The following is a 19,402-nucleotide window of genomic DNA, read 5'->3' on the forward strand; positions in this document are numbered from 1 at the left end:
CGTCAGCGAAGAAGAGGAACCTCCCCAATGAACTCCGCCAACGACCACGACATCAAGGTGCTGAACGACCTGCTGGAATCCACGCTGGACAGCGTCGACGGCTATCGCGAGGCGGCCAAGGACACGGATCAGCCGCGCTATCGCGGCCTGTTCGAGCAGCGGGCGCAGGAGCGCGGACGCGTCGCCGCCGATCTGCAAGCGGCGGTGCGGAGCCTGGGCGGAGAGCCGGATCACGAGGGCTCGATCCTGGCCAAGGCGCACCGGGCGTTTCTGGACATCAAACATGCGCTGTTGCGCGACGACCAGTCGGTCGTCGCCTCGGTCGAAAGCGGCGAGGACCACTTGAAGGCCCGGTTCGAACGGGCGCTGGAGGACCAGCGCATCTCGGCCACCACGCGCGACGTGATCCGCCGCGCCTACGCCTCCGTTCAGGTCGGCCACGACGAGATGAGCGCGCTGAAGCACAGCCTGGAAGGCCAACGCGACGCGTCCAGCCCGCTGTACCCGCAGTAGAAACAACAAAGGCCCCGGCGTTTCCGCCGGGGCCTTGTTCATGCCGTGAGGCCGGGAAATCAGCCCTCGGTCGTCTCGGCCGAGCCCGTATCCGGAACCACCGCACCCTTGGCGGGACGCACGGTCTGACGCTCGGCGATCCGGGCCGACTTGCCGCGACGATCGCGCAGGTAATACAGTTTGGCGCGACGCACCACGCCGCGACGCTTGACCTCGATCGACTCGATGTTCGGCGACAGGATCGGGAACTTGCGCTCCACGCCTTCACCGAAGGAGATCTTGCGGACGGTGAAGGTCTCGTTCACGCCGCCGCCGTCGCGGGCGATGCAGACGCCTTCAAAGGCCTGAACGCGCTCGCGCTCGCCTTCCTTGATGCGCACGTTGACGCGCAGGGTGTCGCCCGGCTGGAATTCGGGAATGGTGCGATCGCCGAGGACGCGCGCCTTTTCTTCGGCAGCGAGTTGCTGGAGAAGGTTCATGGTTCTTGTCTCCTGGGCTTTAGCGCCCTTTAGCTGTCATTTGGCGGGGCGAGCGGCCCAGAGGTCCGGACGCCGTTCCCGCGTGGTCTCTTCCCGCTGCGCCTGGCGCCACCGTTCGATCCTTGCGTGATCGCCCGACAGCAGCACCTCGGGTATCTCCAGCCCCTCGAACGTCCGCGGTCTCGTGTACTGCGGATGCTCCAGAAGCCCGTCCTCGAAGCTTTCGGTGCTCAGGCTCGCGGCCTGGCCCAGAACTCCGGGGATCAGTCGTACGCACGCCTCGATCACCAGCATCGCCGCCGCCTCGCCGCCGGCGAGAACCGCGTCTCCGACGGAGACCTCCTCGAACCCGCGCGCGTCGAGCACGCGCTGGTCCACCCCCTCGAACCGGCCGCAAAGGACGACAACGCCGTCCGATTTCGCCCAGTCCTTGACGCGCGCCTGGGTCAGGGGCCGACCCCGGGCGCTCATGTACAAAAGCGGCCGCCGCGACCCGGAGTCGCCCTCGACAGAATCAAGAGCGCGGGCCACCACGTCCGCCTTCAACACGGCTCCCGGCCCGCCACCCGCGGGGGTGTCGTCCAGGAAGCCGCGCTTATCGGTGGAAAAGTCGCGAATGTCCACTGTTTCCAGCGCCCACAGCCCCTTCTCCCGCCACGCCGTGCCGATCAGCGACACCCCCAACGCGCCCGGAAAGGCCTCGGGGAACATGGTCAGGACGGTGGCGGTGAAGGGACGGGCGGCGGTCATGGCGCGCGCTCATAGCGCAAAACCATCGGCCGCGCGCCTGCGGCCAGTCAGGCTTGGGGGGCCGGCGGGATCAGGGCGTCGTCGGCCGCTGCCGCCCGACGATAGGCGTCCCGCGCCGTCAGTCGCGCCGCATAGGCGGTGAACGCCTCGCGCTCCGGCAGGGTCTTGAACTGCATGCCCCAGAGCACTTGGGAGCCCAGATAGACGTCGGCGGCCGTGAACCGCTCGCCGCACAGCCAGGGATCGGCCGAGGCGACGGCGCCTTCCAGCGCATCGACCATCTGCTCGAAAGAGCCGTAGCCCACCATGCCCGCGCGTTCGGCCGGAGCCAGCAGGTTCAGCGCCTTGGCCGTCACCGCCGCCTCCATCGGCCCGGCTGCGAAGAACAGCCAGCGGTAATAGAGGGCGCGCAGGGGATCGCTCGGCGCGGGCGCCAGTTCGGCCTGCGGAAAGGCGTCGGCCAGATAGGCGCAGATCGCCGCCGCCTCGGTCACCACAGCCTGGCCATGCACCAGGGTCGGCACCTTGCCCATCGGGTTGACGGCCAGGAACTCGGGGGACTTGAGCTGCTCAAAGGCCCGAACCTCCACCTGATAGGGCTGTTCGATCTCCTCCAGCATCCAGCGCGCGATGCGGCCCCGGGACATGGGATTGGTGTAGAGCACGAGGTCGTTGGTCATGGCGTGTGTCTCTCCATTATCTTCAGGATTGGCCGCCGCCCGCCGCGATCCAGGCGTCGACCTGTTCCTCCAGCACGTCCAGCGGCACCGAGCCCGAGCCCAGCACGACCGCGTGGAAGGCCTTGATGTCGAAGCGGTCGCCCAGCGCCGCGCGCGCCTTGTCGCGCAATTCCTCGATCTTCAGCTCGCCGATCTTGTAGCTGGTCGCCTGGCCCGGGTTGGTGATGTAGCGCTCGACCTCCTTGACGATGTCGCGCTCGCTCAGGAGCGAGTTCTGGCGGAAGTAGTCGATGGCCTGTTCGCGCGACCACCGCTTGGCGTGCAGGCCCGTATCGGTGACCAGCCGCACCGCCCGCCACAGCTCGGTCGAGAGCCGGCCGAAGTCGGAGTAGGGGTCCTGGTAGAAGCCCATCTCCTTGCCCAGTCCCTCGGCGTACAGGCCCCAGCCTTCGGCATAGGCGCCGTATCCGCCGAAGCGACGAAAGCGAGGCATCTCGCCCAACTCCTGCGCATAGGCGATCTGGAAATGGTGGCCGGGCGCGCCCTCGTGATAGCTGATGCCTTCGATCTGCGGCTTCAGCACCTGGGTCATGTCCGACAGGTTGACGTAGTAGATGCCCGGCCGCGACCCGTCGGGCGCAGGGGCATTGTAGAAGGCGATGGACGCGGTGGCCTCGCGGAACGGCTCCACCGCTCGCACCTCAAGTTCAGCCTCGGGCAGGGTCGAGAACCACTGCGGCGCCGCCGCCATGACCTGGGTGATAAAGGCCCGCGCGTCCGTCAGATACTGTTCCTTGCCTTCCGGCGTGTTCGGATACTGGAAGCGGGGGTCCGTCTTCAGGAAAACAAAGAAGTCCTGCAGCGAGCCCGTGAAACCGACCTGCGCCTTGATCGCCTCCATCTCGGCCTGGATGCGCGCGACCTCGCTCAGGCCGATGTCGTGGATCTGGTCCGCCGTCAGTTCGGTGGTGGTCGAGAGCTGCAGGCGGGCGTTGTAGTAGGCCTTCCCGTTCGGCAGGCGCCAGACGCCGGCGTTCCGGTCGGGCATGGCCTCGGCCCGCGTCTGCAGTTCGCCCAGCGCCGCAAGCACCGTGTCGTAGCCTCGGCGGAACGGTCCGGTCAGGGCGGCGCGCGCCTCGTCCAGAAGAGCGGCCTTGGCGGCGGCGTCGGCGTCCAGCGCCTCGACCTTTTCGTTGAAATCGGCCCATACCGGGTTGTCCTCGCCATCGTCGAACGGCGCGCCCGCGATCACCTGACGCGTATTGGCGATGGACGGGGCGAAGACGAAGGCCGGCGAGATCACGCCCTTGTCGGCCCGCGCCTTTAGCACCGTCGTGACCTCGCCCATGACGCGTTCGGCTTCGCGGATGCGCGCCACATAGGCGCGGGCGTCCTCGACGCTGTCCACCGCGTGCTCGTTGATCAGGAACACCGGCAGGCCGGTGGTCGGATTGCGGTTGGCGGCGAACAGATAGCCCCAGTCGCGCCATTGCTCGCCCAGCCGGCTCTGCACCACGCCGTGCTCGAACAGCCGCCAGCTGACCTGGCTCTGCGGCGACAGCGCGTCGTAATCGAAGCCGGCCTTCATCTCCGCCAGCTGCCGTTCGGCCAGCGCCTGGCCCTGCGCCGAGCCGGCGTCGGTGTAGTCGTCCAGCTTGTCGTAGTCGGTCTTGATCCCCAGCGAGGTCATGCTTTCGGGGCTGAGCGCCAGCGACTGGTCGAAGGCCGTCTCGAACCAGGCGGCGAGACGCGCGTCCTCGCCCTGCGCGGCGGCTTGCGTCGCCGGACCCGCTTGCGCCCCCGCAACGCCTTGCGCCCAAGCCGCCGGCGCGGCTGACAGCGTGGCCAGCACGGCGGTTGTAACCATCAAAAATCGGCGCATCGGCGGCTCCCCCAAGAACGGCAGGGAGCTTCACAGGGCACGCTCTCCGACGCAAGTTACCGAAGCGTCAGATGCGCGGCTGCAACACCTTCATCCGCTTCATCATCGTCATGCAACCCGAGCCGGGGGTCGGCGTTTTCAGAGCTTCACCGTTTAGGGATACCCAAAATGCGCAAGATCATCGCTCTGTCCGTCGTCGCCGCCGCCCTGGCCGTGTCGGCTTGCAACACCATCTCGGGCGCCGGCCGCGACGTCTCGGCCGCCGGTTCGGCCGTGACCTCGGGCGCTGAAGACGCCAAGAACTAAGTCGATCCTTCGACGGTTCGGAACAGGGCCCGCCGGTCGCCGGCGGGCCCTTTTTCATGTCTGCGCCGGTTCGACCCGGGCCACGTCGCTCTCGGCCTGGTTCGACAGACGGGCCTGAAGCGCCGTCTGCTTGCGCGCCACGATAAAGGCGAGGATCACGGCGAAGACACCGATCGCGGTCGAGTACAGGAAGAACGTCACATAGCCGGCGCCCAGGGCCTCCCGCGTGACGCCGCTGGTCGCCGCGCCCGCCGCCAGCGAGCCTTCCGGCAACCCCGCAAACAGCGCGCGAAGGCCCGAGAACGGTCCCGAGCCCTCCGCCGCCCGCGCCGAAGCCTCGACGATGCGGCCGGACTGCGAGGCGATCAGCTTGCCGGGCAGGGCATACAGCGAGCTGAACAGCGCATATTGGGTCGCGGTGAAGCCGATCGAGGTCAGGCTGGACATATAGGCGATCAAGGCGGTGCCGGCGTAGCCGGTGGCCAGGTTGTCGACGCCGATGGCGACGAACAGCGCCTGCAGGCTGGGTCCCTGCGTCGCCAGCCAGGCGAACACCAGGTTGGACACCGGGCTCATGAAGGCGCCGATCACCATGGTGCGGATCAGGCCCAGCCTGGCCACCGACCAGCCGCCGACGAGCACGCCCAGCGTCGTCATCACCACGCCGAACACCTTTCGCACTTCCGCCAGCTCGGTCTTGGTGAAGCCGAGGTCCAGGTAGAACGGGTTCATGATGTTCAGCACGAAGTCAGCCAGGCGATAGACGCAGATCAGCGCCAGGATCAGCGTCGCCACGCCCGAGAACCGCCGATAGAAATCGCGCAACGGCTCTCCGAACGATCCCGCCAGATAGGCGCCCGGCCGCGTGCGCAGGCGCGGGATCGGCCAGCAGGCCAGCACCAGCAGGCTCAAGCCCCCGAACACCGAGGCGACCTGCAGATAGACGCCCTCCGGCCGCGCTTCCCAGGCGGCGGCCACGGCCTCGCGCCCGCCGTCGCTCAAACCGAACAGGGACAACAGCGCGTTCAGCGGACCCGGTTGGCCGGTCAGGCCGGAGCCGATCACGCAGGCCGCAGCGGCGATGACCAGCAGCCGCGCGATCCACTCCAGCCCTTCCAGCGCGGGACGCGATGGCGCGTCGCCCACGGGGATGCGGCGCACCTCATGGGCCTTCTCGCGCGGGGCGAACAGCACGCCGGCGACGCCGAAGCCCATCAGCGCCGCCATCACCGCATAGGACAGGTTCCAGTTGTAGAGGTCGGCCAGGACTAGCGGCACGGCGCCGGCCACGATCATGGCGACGCGGTATCCCATCTGATAGGCGGCGGCCATGGCGCCGTGGCGGCTGTCGTCGGCGGCCTCGATCCGCCAGGCGTCGATGACGATGTCCTGGGTCGCACCAAAGAAGCCGACCAGGGTGGCGAACAGCGCCACCTGCAGCAGGGCGTTCGCCGGATCGAGGCCCGAGATCGCCCAGAGGCCCAGGATGATCACGACCTGCGTCGTCAGCATCCAGGCCCGCCTGTGACCCAGGAGGCGCGTCAGGCCGGGAATCGCCGTCCGGTCGATCAGCGGCGCCCAGACGAACTTCAGCGAATAGGACAGGGTGGCGAGCGCGAAGAAGCCGATCACCTCCAGCGACAGGCCGCTTTCCCGCAGCCAGGCCGACAGGGTGTCAAAGATCAGCAGGTTCGGCAGGCCGGCCGAAAACCCGAGCAGCAGCATGATGAACACCCGCCGCTCGCCGTAGACCGCCAGGCCCCCAAGGCGAGAGGCGGACTTGGGCGAGGCGGCGTCGGTCATGCGGCTTACGGCTCCGGCGGCGGCCGGATCGCGGCCGTCGTTTACTGTCCGGCGACCTTGGCGCGAACGGCCCCGCCCGTCCAGCGCGCCAGCGCCGCGCGCAGGGCCTCGGGCTCCAGCGGCTTGGCCAGGTGGTCGTCCATGCCGGCCTCCAGGCACAGGCGGCGATCCTCGGCGAAGGCGTTGGCGGTCAGGGCCAGGATCGGGGTGCGATCGCCGCCCGAGCGAATGATGCGCGCCGCCGAGGGGCCGTCCAGGCCCGGCATGCGCATGTCCATGAACACGAGGTCGTAGCGCGCGCGTTTCAGCGCCTCGATGGCTTCGTCGCCCGAGCCGGCGGTTTCGACCACGCAGCCTTCGCGGCGCAGCAGGGTGCGGGCCAGAAGGGCGCCGACCGGATTGTCCTCGGCCAGCAGCACGCGCACGCCGGCGAAGCGGACGGGCTGGACGCGGTCGTCCTCGACCGGCGCCTGAGGAGCGGCCTCAGACGGCGACCGCTGCGCCGCCAGCACGCGTTCAGCCAGCGAGGCGCGGCGCAGCGGCTTGATCAGATAGCCGCTGAAGCCGACCGAACGATATCGGGCTATCAGTTCGCGCTCGCCCGGCTTCAGCAGCACAATGGCGCGTGCGCCGGCGGGCGCCTCGACCAGCGGCCGGCCCTCCCGCGCGGCCAGGGCGTGATCGACCAGGACCACGGGCGCCTCATCCGTCACCGTTCCGCCGGACGCCTCGATCTGGACCGCGGCGGAAGCCTCGACCAGCGGATCGTGGATGCGCAAGGCGACGGCGCAACCGCTCAGAGGGCGGTCGCGCGCTATTGCTGTGGCCTCGAAGGCGGCCTCGAAACGGAAGCGCGCCCCGGGGCCGTCCGGCCGGTCCTCGACCCAGACCTTGCCGTCCATGGCCTGGGCCAGGCGACGCACCACCGCCAGGCCCAGGCCCGCGCCGTCGACGCGCACCGCGTCGGACGCATCGGCGTGACCAAACTCTTCAAAGATGCGGCCGCGCGCCTCGATCGGCACCCCGGGGCCGGTGTCCTCGACCACAAAGGCCAGGCGCGGCCGCGCGCGCGTGCCGCCGCAGCGTTCGATGCCGATGCGCACGCCGCCGGTTTGCGTGAACTTCACCGCATTGCCGGCCAGGTTGAACAGGATCTGACGCAGACGGCCGTCGTCGGCGATCACGTCCGGCGCATCGCCCGCGACCGACCAGGCGATCTCCAGCCCCTTGTCGTGCGCGCGGGGGCTGAGCAGTTCGGCCACGCCACGCGCCAGACCTTCCAGATCGACTGGCGCCAGATCGAACTCCAGCCTGCCGGCCTCCAGCCTGGCGTAGTCCAGAAGGTCGTTGACTAGGCCCAGCAGGTGTTCGGCCGACTGCAGCGCATTGTCGGCATAGGCGCGCTGCGCTCCGTCCAGCCGCGTGCGCTGCAACAGGCCGATCATGCCGATGACGCCGTTCAGGGGCGTGCGCATCTCGTGGCTCATCAGCCGGAGGAACTGCTGGCCCGCCGGATCGACGTCGGCGGCAGGCGGCGTCGGCGTCTTGCGGGGCTTCCGGGCGGCCTGGGTCATGCGCGTCTCCCACGTGCGGGGCCGAGCATGGTCAGCGAAGCGTTAAGGATGATGTAAGCGGCGTCTAGTGGACGAAGGGCGTCTGCGCTTCCTCGCGCACCCCCATGCCGCGTGCGGACGTGGCGCGATCGAAGTCGCCCTGGGCGTCCATGGTGGTGCGGCGATAGATCAGGGCCTCGGCGATGTGGCGGCGCAGCACGCCCGCCGATCCGTCCAGGTCGGCGATGGTGCGGGCCAGGCGCAGGGTGCGGGTCCAGCCCCGCGCGGTCAGGCCGCCGGCCTCGCCCGCACGCATCAGCAGGGCCCGTCCAGCCTCGTCCGGCGTGGCGAACCGGTCCAGCAGCTCGCCCCCCGCCCGGGCGTTGACCCCGGGATCAAGGCCGGCCTCGCGCATCCGATCCTCGCCCATGGCGCGGGCGGCGGCGACGCGCGCCCGCGCCTCCGCCGTGCCCTCCGCCGGCGGAGGCAGCGCCATGTCGGCGGCGGTCACCGGCGGCGTCTCCACCGTCAGGTCGATGCGGTCGAACATCGGCCCGGAGATGCGGTTCTGGTAGTCGCGCTGGCAGCGCGGAGCCTTGCCGCAGGCGCCCCGTCCCGCCCCGCCCAGGCCGCAGCGGCAGGGATTCATGGCGGCCACCAGCTGGAACCGCGCCGGATAGCGCACATGGGCGTTCGCCCGCGCCACCACGATCTCGCCCGTCTCGAGCGGCTGGCGCAGGCTGTCCAGCGCCTGGGCGCTGTATTCCGGCAGTTCGTCCAGGAACAGCACGCCGTTGTGCGCCAGCGACGCCTCGCCGGGCTTGGCCTTGGCCCCTCCGCCGGTCAGGGCGGCCATGGAGGCGGAGTGGTGCGGGCTGCGGAACGGCCGGTCGCGCGTCAGCGTCCCGCGCTCGATCAGGCCGGCCACCGACCAGACCATGGAGGTCTCCAACAGCTCCTGCGAGGTCAGCGGCGGCAACAGGCCGGGCAGGCGCTGGGCCATCATCGACTTGCCGGAGCCCGGCGGACCCATGAACAGGATGTTGTGGCCGCCGGCCGCCGCGATCTCCAGCGCGCGCTTGGCGCTTTCCTGACCCTTGACCTCGCGCAGGTCGGGGACGACCCCGCCCTCGACCATGGCGCCCGGCTCGGGCGGACGCAGCACCTGGGCGCCCTTGAAGTGGTTGACCAGTCCGATCAGGGAGCGGGGCGCCAGGATGCGCGCATCGCCGGCCCAGGCCGCCTCCGGCCCGTTCACCTCGGGACAGATCAGGCCCAGCCCCATGCCGTCCACCGCCACGGCGGCGGGCAGGGCGCCGCCCACGCGTGCGATCTGCCCGTCCAGCCCCAGCTCGCCAATGGCCGCCCAGCCGTCCAGCGCGTCGGGCGCGATCACCCCCATCGCCGCCATCAGCGCCAGAGCGATCGGCAGGTCGAAGTGGCTGCCTTCCTTGGGCAGGTCGGCCGGCGCCAGATTGGCGATGATCCGCTGCGACGGCAGGGCCAGGCCGATGCCGGCAAAGGCGCCGCGCACCCGCTCGCGGCTTTCGGCCACCGCCTTGTCGGGCAGGCCGACGATGGTGAAGATGGTCTGCTGGTTTTGACCGACCAGCTGCACCTCCACGTCCACGCGCCGCGCCTCGACCCCGTCAAAGGCCACCGTCACCACCCGCGCGACCATGCCGTTCCTCCATAAACCCGAGAAGAACGAACCATGAACTCAGATCGATTGCAAGAGCGGCGTTATTCTGCGGCGGGGTGGACCCACTCGGCGAACAGGGGGTGCAGATCGACGCCGGTCGCGCCCTGCATGGCCGCCTCGAAGTCTCGCGACGTCACCGAACGCCCGACCTGCGCGGCCGTAAAGTCGGCCACCCCGCGCCAGAACGCCTCCTCGCCCATGCGCGTCCGAAGTTCGTGCAGGAAGACGGCCGCCTTGGAATACTGGAAGCACCGGCGCGTGGCGAGGGAAGGGTAATCGCCCGAATAGGCCAGCGGAACATCGCGCCATGCCTCCCGACAGCGCATCCAGCGGCTGCGCGCCAGCTCGATCTCGCGCCGGTAGGCCGCGTCGCCCCAGCGATGTTCTTTCCAGCTGGCGACCATGAAGGTGACCACGCCCTCGTTCAGCCAGAACTGCGACAGGTCTGTCGCCGTGACGCGATTGCCCCACCATTGATGCGCCAGTTCATGAGCGACCGCCCAGTCCTCGGCGGGATCGGTCAGCATGGGCTCCATCGCGCCGCCGCCCAAGGTGCTGTGGGAGATCGCCTCCTGCGCTTCCCACGCGTCCGGAACATAGAGCTGGCTATAGCGGTCGGCGGGATAGGGGACGCCGGCGCGACCCGCGAAATATTCCAACATGGCGCAGGTCGGGCCAAACAAGGCCGCGACCTGTTGGGCTGGCGCGGACGACAGGACGTCGAGCCGCGCGGCGCATCCGCTCGTCACGTCGTGTGGCCTCAGCCGCCCGGCGACAAATCCGTGGACATAGGCGGAGTAGGGCTCGGTCGTGCGCCAGCGGTGCAGTTCGTCCTCGCCGTCGCGCGCGGCGCCGAGCTCCGTTCCCGGGCCGAGCGTCCGCATGCCCCGGGGCGTTCGGATCGTCAGGTCGAAGGTGAACCGGTCTGCGAAATCCGCCTGATTGCACAGCATCCAGTCGCAGGAGAAGTAGGTGGAATAGGCGAGGGTCTCGGACCGCCGGACGCCCCGGCCGGGCGCCGCCTCGTAGGTCAGGCGCAGCGAATGCCGGCTGTTCGCGTCCAGCGTGCGCCCAAGCCGGATGTTGATCGCATCTCCGCTCGTGCGCCAGTCCTCGAGCGCGCGGCCGTCGAGGCTCAGCGTGGCGATCTGGAGCGGGCCGCCCGTGAAGCGAAGCCGGTCCCCGGCCGTTTGGGCCTGGAAGACCATCGTCTGCGCGCCCGTCAGTTCGTTCGGTTCGGCGAAGGGCGCGATCTCCACGTCCTGATGCAGGATGTCGAAAGCGACGACGGCCTCGGGCCGCGGCGCTGAAGCCGGCCGAGCGGCGGGCGGCGTCGATGAACAGGCGGCGACCAGGGTCACCGCCGCCCACGCGATCCCCTGTCGAAACAAGCCCAATGCCGACGATCAGGCGGAGGGGACGCGCTTGGACTCGATGGCGTCCCACATCAGGGCCGCCGCATCGACGCCGGAGAAGCGCTTCAGCTGCTGGGCGCCCGTTGGGGAGGTGACGTTGATCTCGGTCAGGTAGTCGCCGATCACGTCGATGCCGACGAACAAGAGGCCCCGTTCGCGCAGCGTGGGCCCGATGGCGGCGCAGATCTCACGGTCGCGCGGGGTCAGTTCGACCGGTGCGGCGGTGCCGCCGACACGTAGGTTGGAGCGCACCTGATCCTTGGCCGGCACGCGGTTGATGGCGCCGACCGGCTCCCCGTCGATCAGGATGATGCGCTTGTCGCCGGCCGAGACGGCGGGAATGAACTTCTGGATCACCAGCGGGTCGCGCGATCCCGCGGCGTGGATCTCGATCAGCGCCTCCAGGTTCGGATCGTCGGCCTTCAACCGCACCACGCCCGAGCCGGCCGCGCCGTGCAGGGGCTTCAGCACCACGTCGCCGTGGCGGCGGTGGAAATCCAACAGGGCGACCGGATCGGACGAGATCAGCGTCGGCGGCTGCAGGCCCGGGAACCGCGTGGCGAGAAGCTTCTCCGGCGCCGAGCGCACCTCGGCCGGGTCGTTCACCACCAGGGTCTGCGGATGCACCGTTTCCAGCAGGTAGGTGGCGGTGACATAGGCCATGTCGAACGGCGGATCCTGGCGCATCAGGATCACGTCCACATCCTTCGATAGGTCCAGCCGGACCTCTTCACCGAAGGAAACATGATCGCCCTGCGTCTGGCGCAGCGTCGCCGGGCGCGCGCGGCAGAACAGGCGGCCGTCCTCCAGCGCCAGGGTGCGGAAGTCGTAGATCCACAGCGCGTGGCCCCGATCCTGCGCCGTCGTGGCCATCAGCCAGGTGGTGTCGGACTCGATGTTGACGGACTCGACGGGGTCCATCTGAATGGCGACACGAAGCATGGGGAGGTCCTGAAGGCGGGCGGGTCAGCTTCGCTAATGGGTCCGCCGCCCCCGGGGCGCAAGGCCGCGCCGGAGGATCAGGGCGCTTCGGGGGCCTCCGGCGCCTCGGGCGCTTCCGGAGCCTCTGGCGCTTCCGGCGGCTCGGGCGCGTCGTCGAGCGACTCCTCGACTTCGGCCAGGGCGTATTCGGTCATCAGCTTGTAGGTCTCCAGCTGCTCCGGGTCCGGATTGGTCCAGGCGCTGTTGGCGGCGATGCCCGTCCCCACCGCCGAGGCCTGCTGGATGGAGGCCTGCACCTCCGGGTCGTTCATGGCCTCGGCCACCACGGCGTCGACGTCGACCTCGGCCAGGGCTTCGGCCGCGATGGCGCTGGCCGAGGCGGCGGCCATGGCGGTGAAGGCCGTGACCTCCGGCTGGTGCTCGGCCCACAGGGCGGCGACACGCGCGGCGCGCTCGCTTTCGCTCAAGGCCTTGTCGGCGGCGATGGCCTCGGCGCGGGCGCCGAAAGCCTCCATGCGCGCTTCAAAGGCCTCGGCGGCGGCTTCGAGCCTGGCTTCGGCGGAAGGTGCGGGCGTCGCCTGCTGGGCCAGGGCCGGCGCGGCGGCGGACAGGACGGCGGCGGCGGAAAGGAGGGCGCGGATCATGGCGGGCTTCCGGTGTTTGACCGCCGCGAGGGTCGGCCCAACGCCGCCCGGCCTCAAGTGAAATCGCGGTAAGGCGGGCTACAGCCGCATGGCGATCAGCACCGCGGCGGTCAGCAGCAGCAGGCCCACGAAGACGTTGAAGCCCCGGCGAAAGCGCGGCTCCCGCATCCGGCGCGACAGGGCGGCGCCGGACAGGGCGTAGGCGCTCATGGCCAACGTATCCAGACCGATCATGGCGACGGCGAACAGCGCCAGCTGCGGCCAGACCGGCCGGGCCGTGTCGATGAACGGCGGCAGCACGGCGGTGAAGAACAGAATGGCCTTGGGATTGGCGATCTGGACCGCAAAGCCGTTGGCATAGGCGTTGCCGCCGCCCCGCACCGCGATCTCGGACGGGTCGGAAGGGTTGCGAAAGGCGCCGTGCAGGGCCTTCAGCCCCAGCCAGGCGACATACAGCGCGCCGCCGATAGCGATCAGCCGGAACACGGCGGGAAAAGCCGCCACCAGGGCGCCGAGGCCCAGCGCCGCCGCCCCGAACCAGACGAGGCTGGCGCTGTTCATGCCGGCCACGCTGACCAGGGCCGAGGCGCGGCCCCGCTGCACGCCCGAGGCCACGGCGAACAGGTTCGCCGGGCCGGGCGTGATCGCCATCACCGCCATGATCCCCAGAAAGGTGGTGAACAGGTGCGGATCGACGGGCAGGACGGGCATGGCGGCGGTGTCGGACCCGCCGCCCGTCGCGTCAAGCCGCGATCAGTGCTGGTGCGGCGCCGTCGCCGGAGCGGCCGAGACGGACGCCTTTTCCAGATCGGCGCGGGCCTCGGCCGGCGCCCCTCTGACGGCGGACACGGCTTGCGCCATGCCGGTGGTGAAGCCGGCGCGCTGATCATCAGGAATTTGCGAGGCCTGAGCGGCGACAAAGGTCTCCAGTTCGGTGGCGAAGGCGTCGGCCTCCGGCTGGTAGCGCGCCTGGATCGCGTCCAGGTCTGTCTTCGCCCTGGCCGTATCGGAGCCGGCAGCCGTCCGGGCCGCCTGCATTTCCGTGATCATGGCCTGAATGCGAGCGCCAAAGGCTTCGCCCTTGGCCTGCAACTGGGCGGGGTCGAGCGTGGCCGGCTGAGCCGGTGTGGCGGCGGCCGGCGGCGAGGCCGGGGTCTGAGCATCGGTCTGCGCCAGCGCCGGAGCGGCGACGGCGAGGGCCAGAATGGAAACAGCGGCGAGCAGGCGCATGGGACGGGCTCCAAAAACAGGTCCGCCACCGTGACGCGGGATCACGGCGGCGGCAAGTGAGCGATCGTTCATGGACGCCGGTCGGCGTCAGCCCCCGCGCTGGTCCCGGCGCGCCAGCACCCGCAGGCGCAGGGCGTTCAGCTTGATGAAGCCGGCGGCGTCGCGGTGGTCGTACGCCTGCACGCCTTCCTCGAACGTCACCAGGTCCTGGTCGTAGAGGGAGAAGGGGCTCTCGCGGCCGATCACCTGGACGTTGCCCTTGTACAGCTTGACCCGCACCGTGCCCGAGACCTTGGCTTGGGAGTGGTCGATGGCCGCCTGCAGCATCTCGCGCTCGGGCGAGAACCAGAAGCCGTTGTAGATCAGCTGGGCGTATTTCACCGCCAGCTCGTCCTTCAGGTGCATGGCCCCGCGATCCAGGGTGATCGACTCGATCCCCCGGTGGGCGGCCAGCAGAATGGTTCCGCCCGGCGTCTCATAGACCCCGCGCGACTTCATCCCGACGAAGCGGTTCTCGACCAGGTCGAGGCGTCCCACGCCGTTATCGTGGCCCAGCTGGTTCAGCCGGGTCAGGATCTCGGCCGGGCTCATCAGCTCGCCGTCGATCGAGACGGCGTCGCCGCGCTCGAAGCCCAGGGTGAAGACGGTCGGCGTATCCGGCGCGTCTTCGGGAGAAATGGTGCGCTGGTGCACGAACTCCGGCGCCTCGACCGCCGGGTCCTCCAGCACCTTGCCCTCGGAGGAGGAGTGCAGAAGGTTGGCGTCGACGCTGAACGGCGCCTCGCCGCGCTTGTCCTTGGAGATCGGGATCTGGTTCTTCTCGGCGAAGTCCAGCAGGGCCTCGCGCGACCGGAACTCCCATTCGCGCCAGGGAGCGATGACGTGGATGTCGGGGTTCAGGGCATAGTAGCTCAGCTCGAACCGCACCTGGTCATTGCCCTTGCCGGTGGCGCCGTGACAGACGGCGTCGGCGCCGACCTGGCGGGCGATCTCGATCTGGCGCTGGGCGATCAGTGGCCGGGCGATGGAGGTGCCGAGCAGGTACTGGCCTTCATAGACGGTGTTGGCGCGGAACATCGGAAACACGAAGTCGCGCACGAACTCTTCGCGCAGGTCGTCGATGAAGATGTTTTCCGGCTTGATGCCCAGCTTCAGCGCCTTTTCGCGCGCCGGGCCCAACTCCTCGCCCTGACCCAAGTCGGCGGTGAAGGTCACCACCTCCGCCTCATATTCCGTCTGCAGCCACTTCAGGATGATGGAGGTGTCGAGGCCGCCGGAATAGGCGAGGACGACCTTCTTGATCGGGCTTGAGGACATAGGGGCGTTTCTTTCGCGACCGCTCGGGGAGGAGGCGGGGGAAGGATGGATCGACGCGCGCATAAGACCCGCGCCGCCTTGATGCAAATTCTACTGTTCCAAAGGTGATCAGCGGGTCAGGTCGGACCAGCGCCAGCGGTCGCGGCCCAGCGCCACGCGCGGCCCGCCGGAGCGGTCGGTCAGTGCGATCACCACCAGCCCGCGCACCGGCGGCGCCCGGCAGGCGGCGGGGGCGAATGCGACCTCGACCGCCACCGCCTGGCGCACCGAGGCCAGCCCCTTGCCGTCCTGTCCCCGGCTGCGCAGCCAGTCGCCGTTCCAGACCAGAAGCGCGCCGCCCGGACCGAACTCGTCCTGGGCCCGCTCGGCCGCCGCCAGCACGGCCGGCGCGTCGCGCAAGGCATCCTGAAGCCGGCGCACCATGTCGCAGCCGCCGTTGGAGCCTGCACCGGAGCCCGATCCGACGCCTGATCCCGATCCACCGCCGGCGCCGCCGCCCGAGCCGCCGCTGCCGGCCCCTGAGCCCTGCCCGCCGGCCGATCCGCCCGCCACGGTCGCGCCCGCCAGCGCGCCTTCGCCCAGGCGCTGGATCAGGTCGGACGGCACGGTCGCCAGGGCTACGGTCGGCACGGGCGAGGGCGCGGGCAGGCGCGCGGGGCGCGGCCGGACGGGCGAGACCGGTGTCGGCGTCGGCCGGGGCGCCGGGCGGATCACCGGCGTCGGCGCTAGGGTGGGCTGCGGCGGCGTTTGCGGCGCCGGAGGCGACGGTGCGGCTGCGCTGGCCGCCGGATCGGGCGCGCTCGCGGCCGGCGATCCGCCGCCGCCCGCCTCGCCGTCCGGCCCCGGGACCGGGGTCACCGGCGGCGTGGGCGCGGGAATGAGGGTGACCTCCACCGCGGCGGGCGGTTGCAGCGGCGCCCGCGGCGCTTGCGGCAGAAGCATCAGCGCCAGCACCGAAAGATGCAGCAGCACGCTCGCCGCCAGGGCGCCCCGGCGGCGGGTTGGCGGCTTGGCCGATGGGCGGGAAACGGGCGTCATCCGGGCTCCGGCGGCGGGGCGACGCCCGCGATCCACCCCACCATCACCGGCAACGCGTCCGCATCGTGGCGGAACTTACGGCCAAGCTGCCGGGTTCTCGCCTTAGACGGGACATGAGGAGGCCTCTTGGCCCCGTCCAGATGACGATTGTGTGATGGACCGGGCGTCTTCCCCCAGCGCCCCAACAGGAGAAAAGCACTTTGACCCGTTCCAAGATGAGAACCGCTTCCGTAACGGCCGTACTGCTCGCCGTCGGCGTCGCCGCCAGCGGCTGCGCCAGCCACCGCTTCGTCCGTGACCAGGACGCGATCGTGAACAGCCGCGTCGATGGCGTCGAACAGCGCGTCGGCCAGGTGGAAGGCACCGCCGGCGAGGCCCTGCGCCGCGCCACCGACGCCCAGAAGCTGGCCGAGGGCAAGTTCCTCTATGAGGTCGTGCTGTCGGACGACTCGGTGAAGTTCCCGGTCGAGGGCGACTCGCTGTCGCCGGAAGCCGAAGCGCGCCTGCGCGAACTGGTGCAGCGCCTCAAGGCCGAGAATCGCAACGTCTATCTGGAAATCCAAGGCCACACCGACGCCACCGGCGACGCCCGGGCAAACGAGGCTCTGGGTCTGGCCCGCGCCGAGGCCGTGCGCCGCTTCATGAGCCGCGAGGGCATCGCGCTGAACCGGATGTCGACCATCTCGTACGGCGACACCTCGCCGGCCGCGCCCAACAACACCCGCGAAGGCCGCGCCCAGAACCGCCGCGTGGCGATCATCGTCCTCAGCTAGGACGTCCTCTCACGAACATGACAAAGGGCGGGGCGCCTCGCGCCTCGCCCTTTTCTGTGCGCGCAAGAGAAAGGGGCGGGACCTTTCGATCCCGCCCCTTCCTTGTTCAAGCGATGAGCCTGGCGTGGATTAGAAGTCCATGCCGCCCATGCCGCCCATGCCGCCGCCCATGTCGGGGGCGCCGCCGGCGGAGGCCTTCTTCGGAGCATCGGCCACGGCGGCTTCCGTGGTGATCAGGATGCCGGCCACCGAAGCGGCGTCTTGCAGGGCCGTGCGCACGACCTTGGCCGGATCGATCACGCCCATCTGGACGAGGTCGCCGTACTCTTCGGTCTGGGCGTTGAAGCCGAACGAGGCGTCGGCGTTCTCCAGCACCTTGCCGACCACGATCGAGCCTTCGACGCCGGAGTTTTCGGCGATCTGACGGATCGGAGCCTGCAGGGCGCGGCGCACGATGTTGACGCCGGCCTTCTGGTCGGCGTTGTCGCCTTCCACGCCGTCCAGCACCTTGGACGCCTTCAGCAGGGCGATGCCGCCGCCGGGAACGATGCCTTCGTCAGCCGCGGCGCGCGTGGCGTTCAGGGCGTCGTCGACGCGGTCCTTCTTTTCCTTCACTTCGACTTCGGTCGAGCCGCCGACGCGGAGAACCGCGACCCCGCCGGCCAGCTTGGCCAGACGTTCCTGCAGCTTTTCCTTGTCGTAGTCCGAGGTGGTGTCCTCGATCTGACGCTTGATCTGGGCGACGCGAGCCTCGATGCCGTCCTTTTCACCGACGCCTTCGACGATGGTGGTGTCGTCCTTGGTGATCGAGACCTTTTTGGCCTTGCCGAGCATGTCGAGCGTGACCGACTCGAGCTTGATGCCGAGGTCTTCCGAGATGACCTGGCCGCCCGTCAGGATGGCGATGTCTTCCAGCATGGCCTTGCGACGATCGCCGAAGCCCGGAGCCTTGACGGCCGCGACGCGCAGGCCGCCGCGCAGCTTGTTGACCACCAGGGTGGCCAGGGCCTCGCCCTCGATGTCCTCGGCGATGATCAGCAGAGGACGACCCGACTGCACCACGGCTTCCAGGATCGGCAGCATGGCCTGCAGCGACGTCAGCTTCTTTTCGAACAGCAGGATCAGCGGCTCTTCGAGGACCGCTTCCATCTTGTCGGCGTTGGTGATGAAGTAGGGCGACAGGTAGCCGCGGTCGAACTGCATGCCTTCGACGACGTCGACGGTGGTGTCGGCGGTCTTGGCTTCCTCGACGGTGATGACGCCTTCGTTGCCGACCTTGGCCATCGCCTGGGCGATCAGCTCGCCGATCTCAGAGTCGCCGTTGGCCGAGATGGTGCCGACCTGCGCGATTTCCGAGTTGTTGGAGACCGGCTTGGAGTTGGTCTTGATCTCTTCCAGCACCAGGGTCACGGCCTTGTCGATGCCGCGCTTCAGGTCCATCGGGTTCATGCCGGCGGCCACGGCCTTGAGGCCTTCCTGGACGATGGCCTGGGCCAGGACGGTGGCGGTGGTGGTGCCGTCGCCCGCCTTGTCGTTCGTCTTCGAAGCGACTTCGCGGATCATCTGGGCGCCCATGTTCTCGAAGGCGTCTTCCAGCTCGATTTCCTTGGCGACCGAGACGCCGTCCTTGGTCGAGCGCGGGGCGCCGAAGGACTTCTGGATCACGACGTTGCGGCCCTTGGGACCCAGGGTCACCTTGACGGCGTTGGCGAGGACGTTGACGCCGCGCAGCATCTTGTCGCGCGCGTCGGTGTTGAACTGTACGATCTTAGCGGCCATGCGGGCTGCTCCTTTTGGATGAGTGACGAGTGGTTAGTGGCGAGCGGCGAGTGATCTCAAGTGACGGCGAAGGCGGAGGGTCCATCCAGGATCCGTCTCGCCACCCGCCACTAAACACGCGCCGCTGAGGGTTGAGCCTTAGCTCAGCACTCCCAGCACGTCGGATTCCTTCATGATGATCAGGTCGTCGCCGTCGATCTTGACCTCGGTGCCCGACCACTTGCCGAACAAGATGCGGTCGCCGGCCTTCAGTTCGAGCGCATTGACCACGCCCTTGTCATCGCGGGCGCCCGGGCCGACGGAGACGACTTCGCCTTCCTGCGGCTTTTCCTTGGCGGTGTCGGGGATGATGATCCCGCCCTTGGTCTTGGATTCTTCTTCAACGCGCTTGACCAGCACGCGGTCGCCGAGCGGACGAAACGCCATCGGTTCTCTCTCCCTGGAAGCCCCGTGGGGGGCGAGGTGAACGGTTTTCGCCGGCGCCGCCATCGCCCTTTGGCAATCGGGACGGCGGAGTGCCAGCGCGAGCGGGAGGTAGGCGGAGGCCCCCTCGCCGTCAAGGCCGCGTGGATGAACGCCCGATGAACATTTCCGGA

At 69.4% G+C, this 19,402-nt stretch carries 19 protein-coding genes; 3 read left to right on the forward strand and 16 right to left on the reverse strand.

Annotation, left to right across the window (positions count from 1 at the left end):
• The first annotated feature begins 27 nt into the window (after nucleotides 1-27).
• Nucleotides 28-513 carry a PA2169 family four-helix-bundle protein gene (locus tag KY493_RS13155; protein ID WP_219896772.1) on the forward strand — a complete coding sequence of 162 codons (486 nt, stop codon included), beginning with the start codon at nucleotides 28-30 and terminating at the stop codon, nucleotides 511-513.
• 59 nt (nucleotides 514-572) lie between these two features.
• On the opposite strand, the gene rplS is transcribed toward KY493_RS13155, so the two are convergent.
• From rplS to KY493_RS13175, 4 genes are read right to left on the reverse strand one after another with little or no spacing between them, the layout of a single operon-like run.
• A complete protein-coding gene (gene rplS, locus KY493_RS13160; protein WP_219896773.1) occupies nucleotides 573-992 on the reverse strand; it encodes a 50S ribosomal protein L19 in 420 nt (139 codons plus the stop codon).
• 36 nt (nucleotides 993-1,028) lie between these two features.
• Complete coding sequence (gene trmD / locus KY493_RS13165; RefSeq protein WP_219896774.1) at nucleotides 1,029-1,742, reverse strand: tRNA (guanosine(37)-N1)-methyltransferase TrmD; 714 nt, start codon at nucleotides 1,740-1,742, stop codon at nucleotides 1,029-1,031.
• Nucleotides 1,743-1,789: 47 nt separating this feature from the next.
• Nucleotides 1,790-2,422 (reverse strand): glutathione S-transferase family protein, encoded by a 633-nt coding sequence (locus KY493_RS13170; protein WP_219896775.1) that lies wholly within the window; start codon nucleotides 2,420-2,422, stop codon nucleotides 1,790-1,792.
• 22 nt (nucleotides 2,423-2,444) lie between these two features.
• Complete coding sequence (locus KY493_RS13175) at nucleotides 2,445-4,304, reverse strand: DUF885 family protein (RefSeq protein WP_219896776.1); 1,860 nt, start codon at nucleotides 4,302-4,304, stop codon at nucleotides 2,445-2,447.
• A gap of 168 nt (nucleotides 4,305-4,472) precedes the next feature.
• On the opposite strand from KY493_RS13175, the gene KY493_RS13180 reads away from it, so the two are divergent.
• A complete protein-coding gene (locus KY493_RS13180; RefSeq protein WP_219896777.1) occupies nucleotides 4,473-4,610 on the forward strand; it encodes an entericidin A/B family lipoprotein in 138 nt (45 codons plus the stop codon).
• Nucleotides 4,611-4,664: 54 nt separating this feature from the next.
• Here KY493_RS13180 and KY493_RS13185 read toward each other — a convergent pair whose 3' ends face one another.
• From KY493_RS13185 to KY493_RS13230, 10 genes are all read right to left on the reverse strand, one after another.
• Nucleotides 4,665-6,413 carry an MFS transporter gene (locus KY493_RS13185; protein ID WP_219896778.1) on the reverse strand — a complete coding sequence of 583 codons (1,749 nt, stop codon included), beginning with the start codon at nucleotides 6,411-6,413 and terminating at the stop codon, nucleotides 4,665-4,667.
• A gap of 41 nt (nucleotides 6,414-6,454) precedes the next feature.
• Nucleotides 6,455-7,987 (reverse strand): response regulator, encoded by a 1,533-nt coding sequence (locus tag KY493_RS13190; RefSeq protein ID WP_219896779.1) that lies wholly within the window; start codon nucleotides 7,985-7,987, stop codon nucleotides 6,455-6,457.
• 64 nt (nucleotides 7,988-8,051) lie between these two features.
• Nucleotides 8,052-9,647 (reverse strand): YifB family Mg chelatase-like AAA ATPase, encoded by a 1,596-nt coding sequence (locus tag KY493_RS13195; protein WP_219896780.1) that lies wholly within the window; start codon nucleotides 9,645-9,647, stop codon nucleotides 8,052-8,054.
• A 62-nt stretch (nucleotides 9,648-9,709) separates the two neighbouring features.
• Nucleotides 9,710-11,059, reverse strand: coding sequence for a M1 family aminopeptidase (locus KY493_RS13200; protein ID WP_219896781.1), 1,350 nt, complete (start codon nucleotides 11,057-11,059; stop codon nucleotides 9,710-9,712).
• 15 nt (nucleotides 11,060-11,074) lie between these two features.
• Nucleotides 11,075-12,025, reverse strand: a complete 951-nt coding sequence (gshB, locus tag KY493_RS13205; RefSeq protein ID WP_219896782.1) for a glutathione synthase — start codon at nucleotides 12,023-12,025, stop codon at nucleotides 11,075-11,077.
• A gap of 77 nt (nucleotides 12,026-12,102) precedes the next feature.
• The gene (locus tag KY493_RS13210) at nucleotides 12,103-12,669 is read right to left on the reverse strand and encodes a hypothetical protein (protein WP_219896783.1); all 567 of its coding nucleotides are present in this window, start codon (nucleotides 12,667-12,669) and stop codon (nucleotides 12,103-12,105) included.
• Between the two features lie 78 nt (nucleotides 12,670-12,747).
• Nucleotides 12,748-13,380 carry a LysE family translocator gene (locus tag KY493_RS13215; protein WP_219896784.1) on the reverse strand — a complete coding sequence of 211 codons (633 nt, stop codon included), beginning with the start codon at nucleotides 13,378-13,380 and terminating at the stop codon, nucleotides 12,748-12,750.
• A 42-nt stretch (nucleotides 13,381-13,422) separates the two neighbouring features.
• Nucleotides 13,423-13,899, reverse strand: coding sequence for a hypothetical protein (locus tag KY493_RS13220; RefSeq protein ID WP_219896785.1), 477 nt, complete (start codon nucleotides 13,897-13,899; stop codon nucleotides 13,423-13,425).
• Nucleotides 13,900-13,986: 87 nt separating this feature from the next.
• The gene (locus KY493_RS13225; RefSeq protein WP_219896786.1) at nucleotides 13,987-15,216 is read right to left on the reverse strand and encodes an argininosuccinate synthase; all 1,230 of its coding nucleotides are present in this window, start codon (nucleotides 15,214-15,216) and stop codon (nucleotides 13,987-13,989) included.
• 108 nt (nucleotides 15,217-15,324) lie between these two features.
• Nucleotides 15,325-16,254 (reverse strand): hypothetical protein, encoded by a 930-nt coding sequence (locus tag KY493_RS13230; RefSeq protein WP_219896787.1) that lies wholly within the window; start codon nucleotides 16,252-16,254, stop codon nucleotides 15,325-15,327.
• A gap of 200 nt (nucleotides 16,255-16,454) precedes the next feature.
• Between KY493_RS13230 and KY493_RS13235 the strand changes: the two genes are divergently transcribed.
• A complete protein-coding gene (locus KY493_RS13235; RefSeq protein ID WP_370627332.1) occupies nucleotides 16,455-17,027 on the forward strand; it encodes an OmpA family protein in 573 nt (190 codons plus the stop codon).
• A gap of 129 nt (nucleotides 17,028-17,156) precedes the next feature.
• On the opposite strand, the gene groL is transcribed toward KY493_RS13235, so the two are convergent.
• Nucleotides 17,157-18,806: a chaperonin GroEL gene (groL, locus tag KY493_RS13240; RefSeq protein WP_219896788.1), complete on the reverse strand. Its 1,650-nt coding sequence runs from the start codon at nucleotides 18,804-18,806 to the stop codon at nucleotides 17,157-17,159.
• A gap of 138 nt (nucleotides 18,807-18,944) precedes the next feature.
• Nucleotides 18,945-19,232: a co-chaperone GroES gene (locus tag KY493_RS13245; protein ID WP_135062067.1), complete on the reverse strand. Its 288-nt coding sequence runs from the start codon at nucleotides 19,230-19,232 to the stop codon at nucleotides 18,945-18,947.
• Nucleotides 19,233-19,402 lie beyond the last annotated feature (170 nt).

This window comes from Brevundimonas sp. PAMC22021, from assembly GCF_019443405.1.
Lineage (GTDB): Bacteria > Pseudomonadota > Alphaproteobacteria > Caulobacterales > Caulobacteraceae > Brevundimonas.

Bases quoted from the DNA above. Each gene is read 5' to 3' on its own strand.
- KY493_RS13230 (WP_219896787.1), bottom strand. From the start codon at position 16,254: ATGACGCCCGTTTCCCGCCCATCGGCCAAGCCGCCAACCCGCCGCCGG.
- groL (WP_219896788.1), bottom strand. From the start codon at position 18,806: ATGGCCGCTAAGATCGTACAGTTCAACACCGACGCGCGCGACAAGATG.
- KY493_RS13195 (WP_219896780.1), bottom strand. From the start codon at position 9,647: ATGGTCGCGCGGGTGGTGACGGTGGCCTTTGACGGGGTCGAGGCGCGG.
- KY493_RS13175 (WP_219896776.1), bottom strand. From the start codon at position 4,304: ATGCGCCGATTTTTGATGGTTACAACCGCCGTGCTGGCCACGCTGTCA.
- gshB (WP_219896782.1), bottom strand. From the start codon at position 12,025: ATGCTTCGTGTCGCCATTCAGATGGACCCCGTCGAGTCCGTCAACATC.
- KY493_RS13210 (WP_219896783.1), bottom strand. From the start codon at position 12,669: ATGATCCGCGCCCTCCTTTCCGCCGCCGCCGTCCTGTCCGCCGCCGCG.
- KY493_RS13185 (WP_219896778.1), bottom strand. From the start codon at position 6,413: ATGACCGACGCCGCCTCGCCCAAGTCCGCCTCTCGCCTTGGGGGCCTG.
- KY493_RS13190 (WP_219896779.1), bottom strand. From the start codon at position 7,987: ATGACCCAGGCCGCCCGGAAGCCCCGCAAGACGCCGACGCCGCCTGCC.
- rplS (WP_219896773.1), bottom strand. From the start codon at position 992: ATGAACCTTCTCCAGCAACTCGCTGCCGAAGAAAAGGCGCGCGTCCTC.
- KY493_RS13180 (WP_219896777.1), top strand. From the start codon at position 4,473: ATGCGCAAGATCATCGCTCTGTCCGTCGTCGCCGCCGCCCTGGCCGTG.
- KY493_RS13220 (WP_219896785.1), bottom strand. From the start codon at position 13,899: ATGCGCCTGCTCGCCGCTGTTTCCATTCTGGCCCTCGCCGTCGCCGCT.
- KY493_RS13215 (WP_219896784.1), bottom strand. From the start codon at position 13,380: ATGCCCGTCCTGCCCGTCGATCCGCACCTGTTCACCACCTTTCTGGGG.
- KY493_RS13155 (WP_219896772.1), top strand. From the start codon at position 28: ATGAACTCCGCCAACGACCACGACATCAAGGTGCTGAACGACCTGCTG.
- KY493_RS13225 (WP_219896786.1), bottom strand. From the start codon at position 15,216: ATGTCCTCAAGCCCGATCAAGAAGGTCGTCCTCGCCTATTCCGGCGGC.
- KY493_RS13170 (WP_219896775.1), bottom strand. From the start codon at position 2,422: ATGACCAACGACCTCGTGCTCTACACCAATCCCATGTCCCGGGGCCGC.
- trmD (WP_219896774.1), bottom strand. From the start codon at position 1,742: ATGACCGCCGCCCGTCCCTTCACCGCCACCGTCCTGACCATGTTCCCC.
- KY493_RS13245 (WP_135062067.1), bottom strand. From the start codon at position 19,232: ATGGCGTTTCGTCCGCTCGGCGACCGCGTGCTGGTCAAGCGCGTTGAA.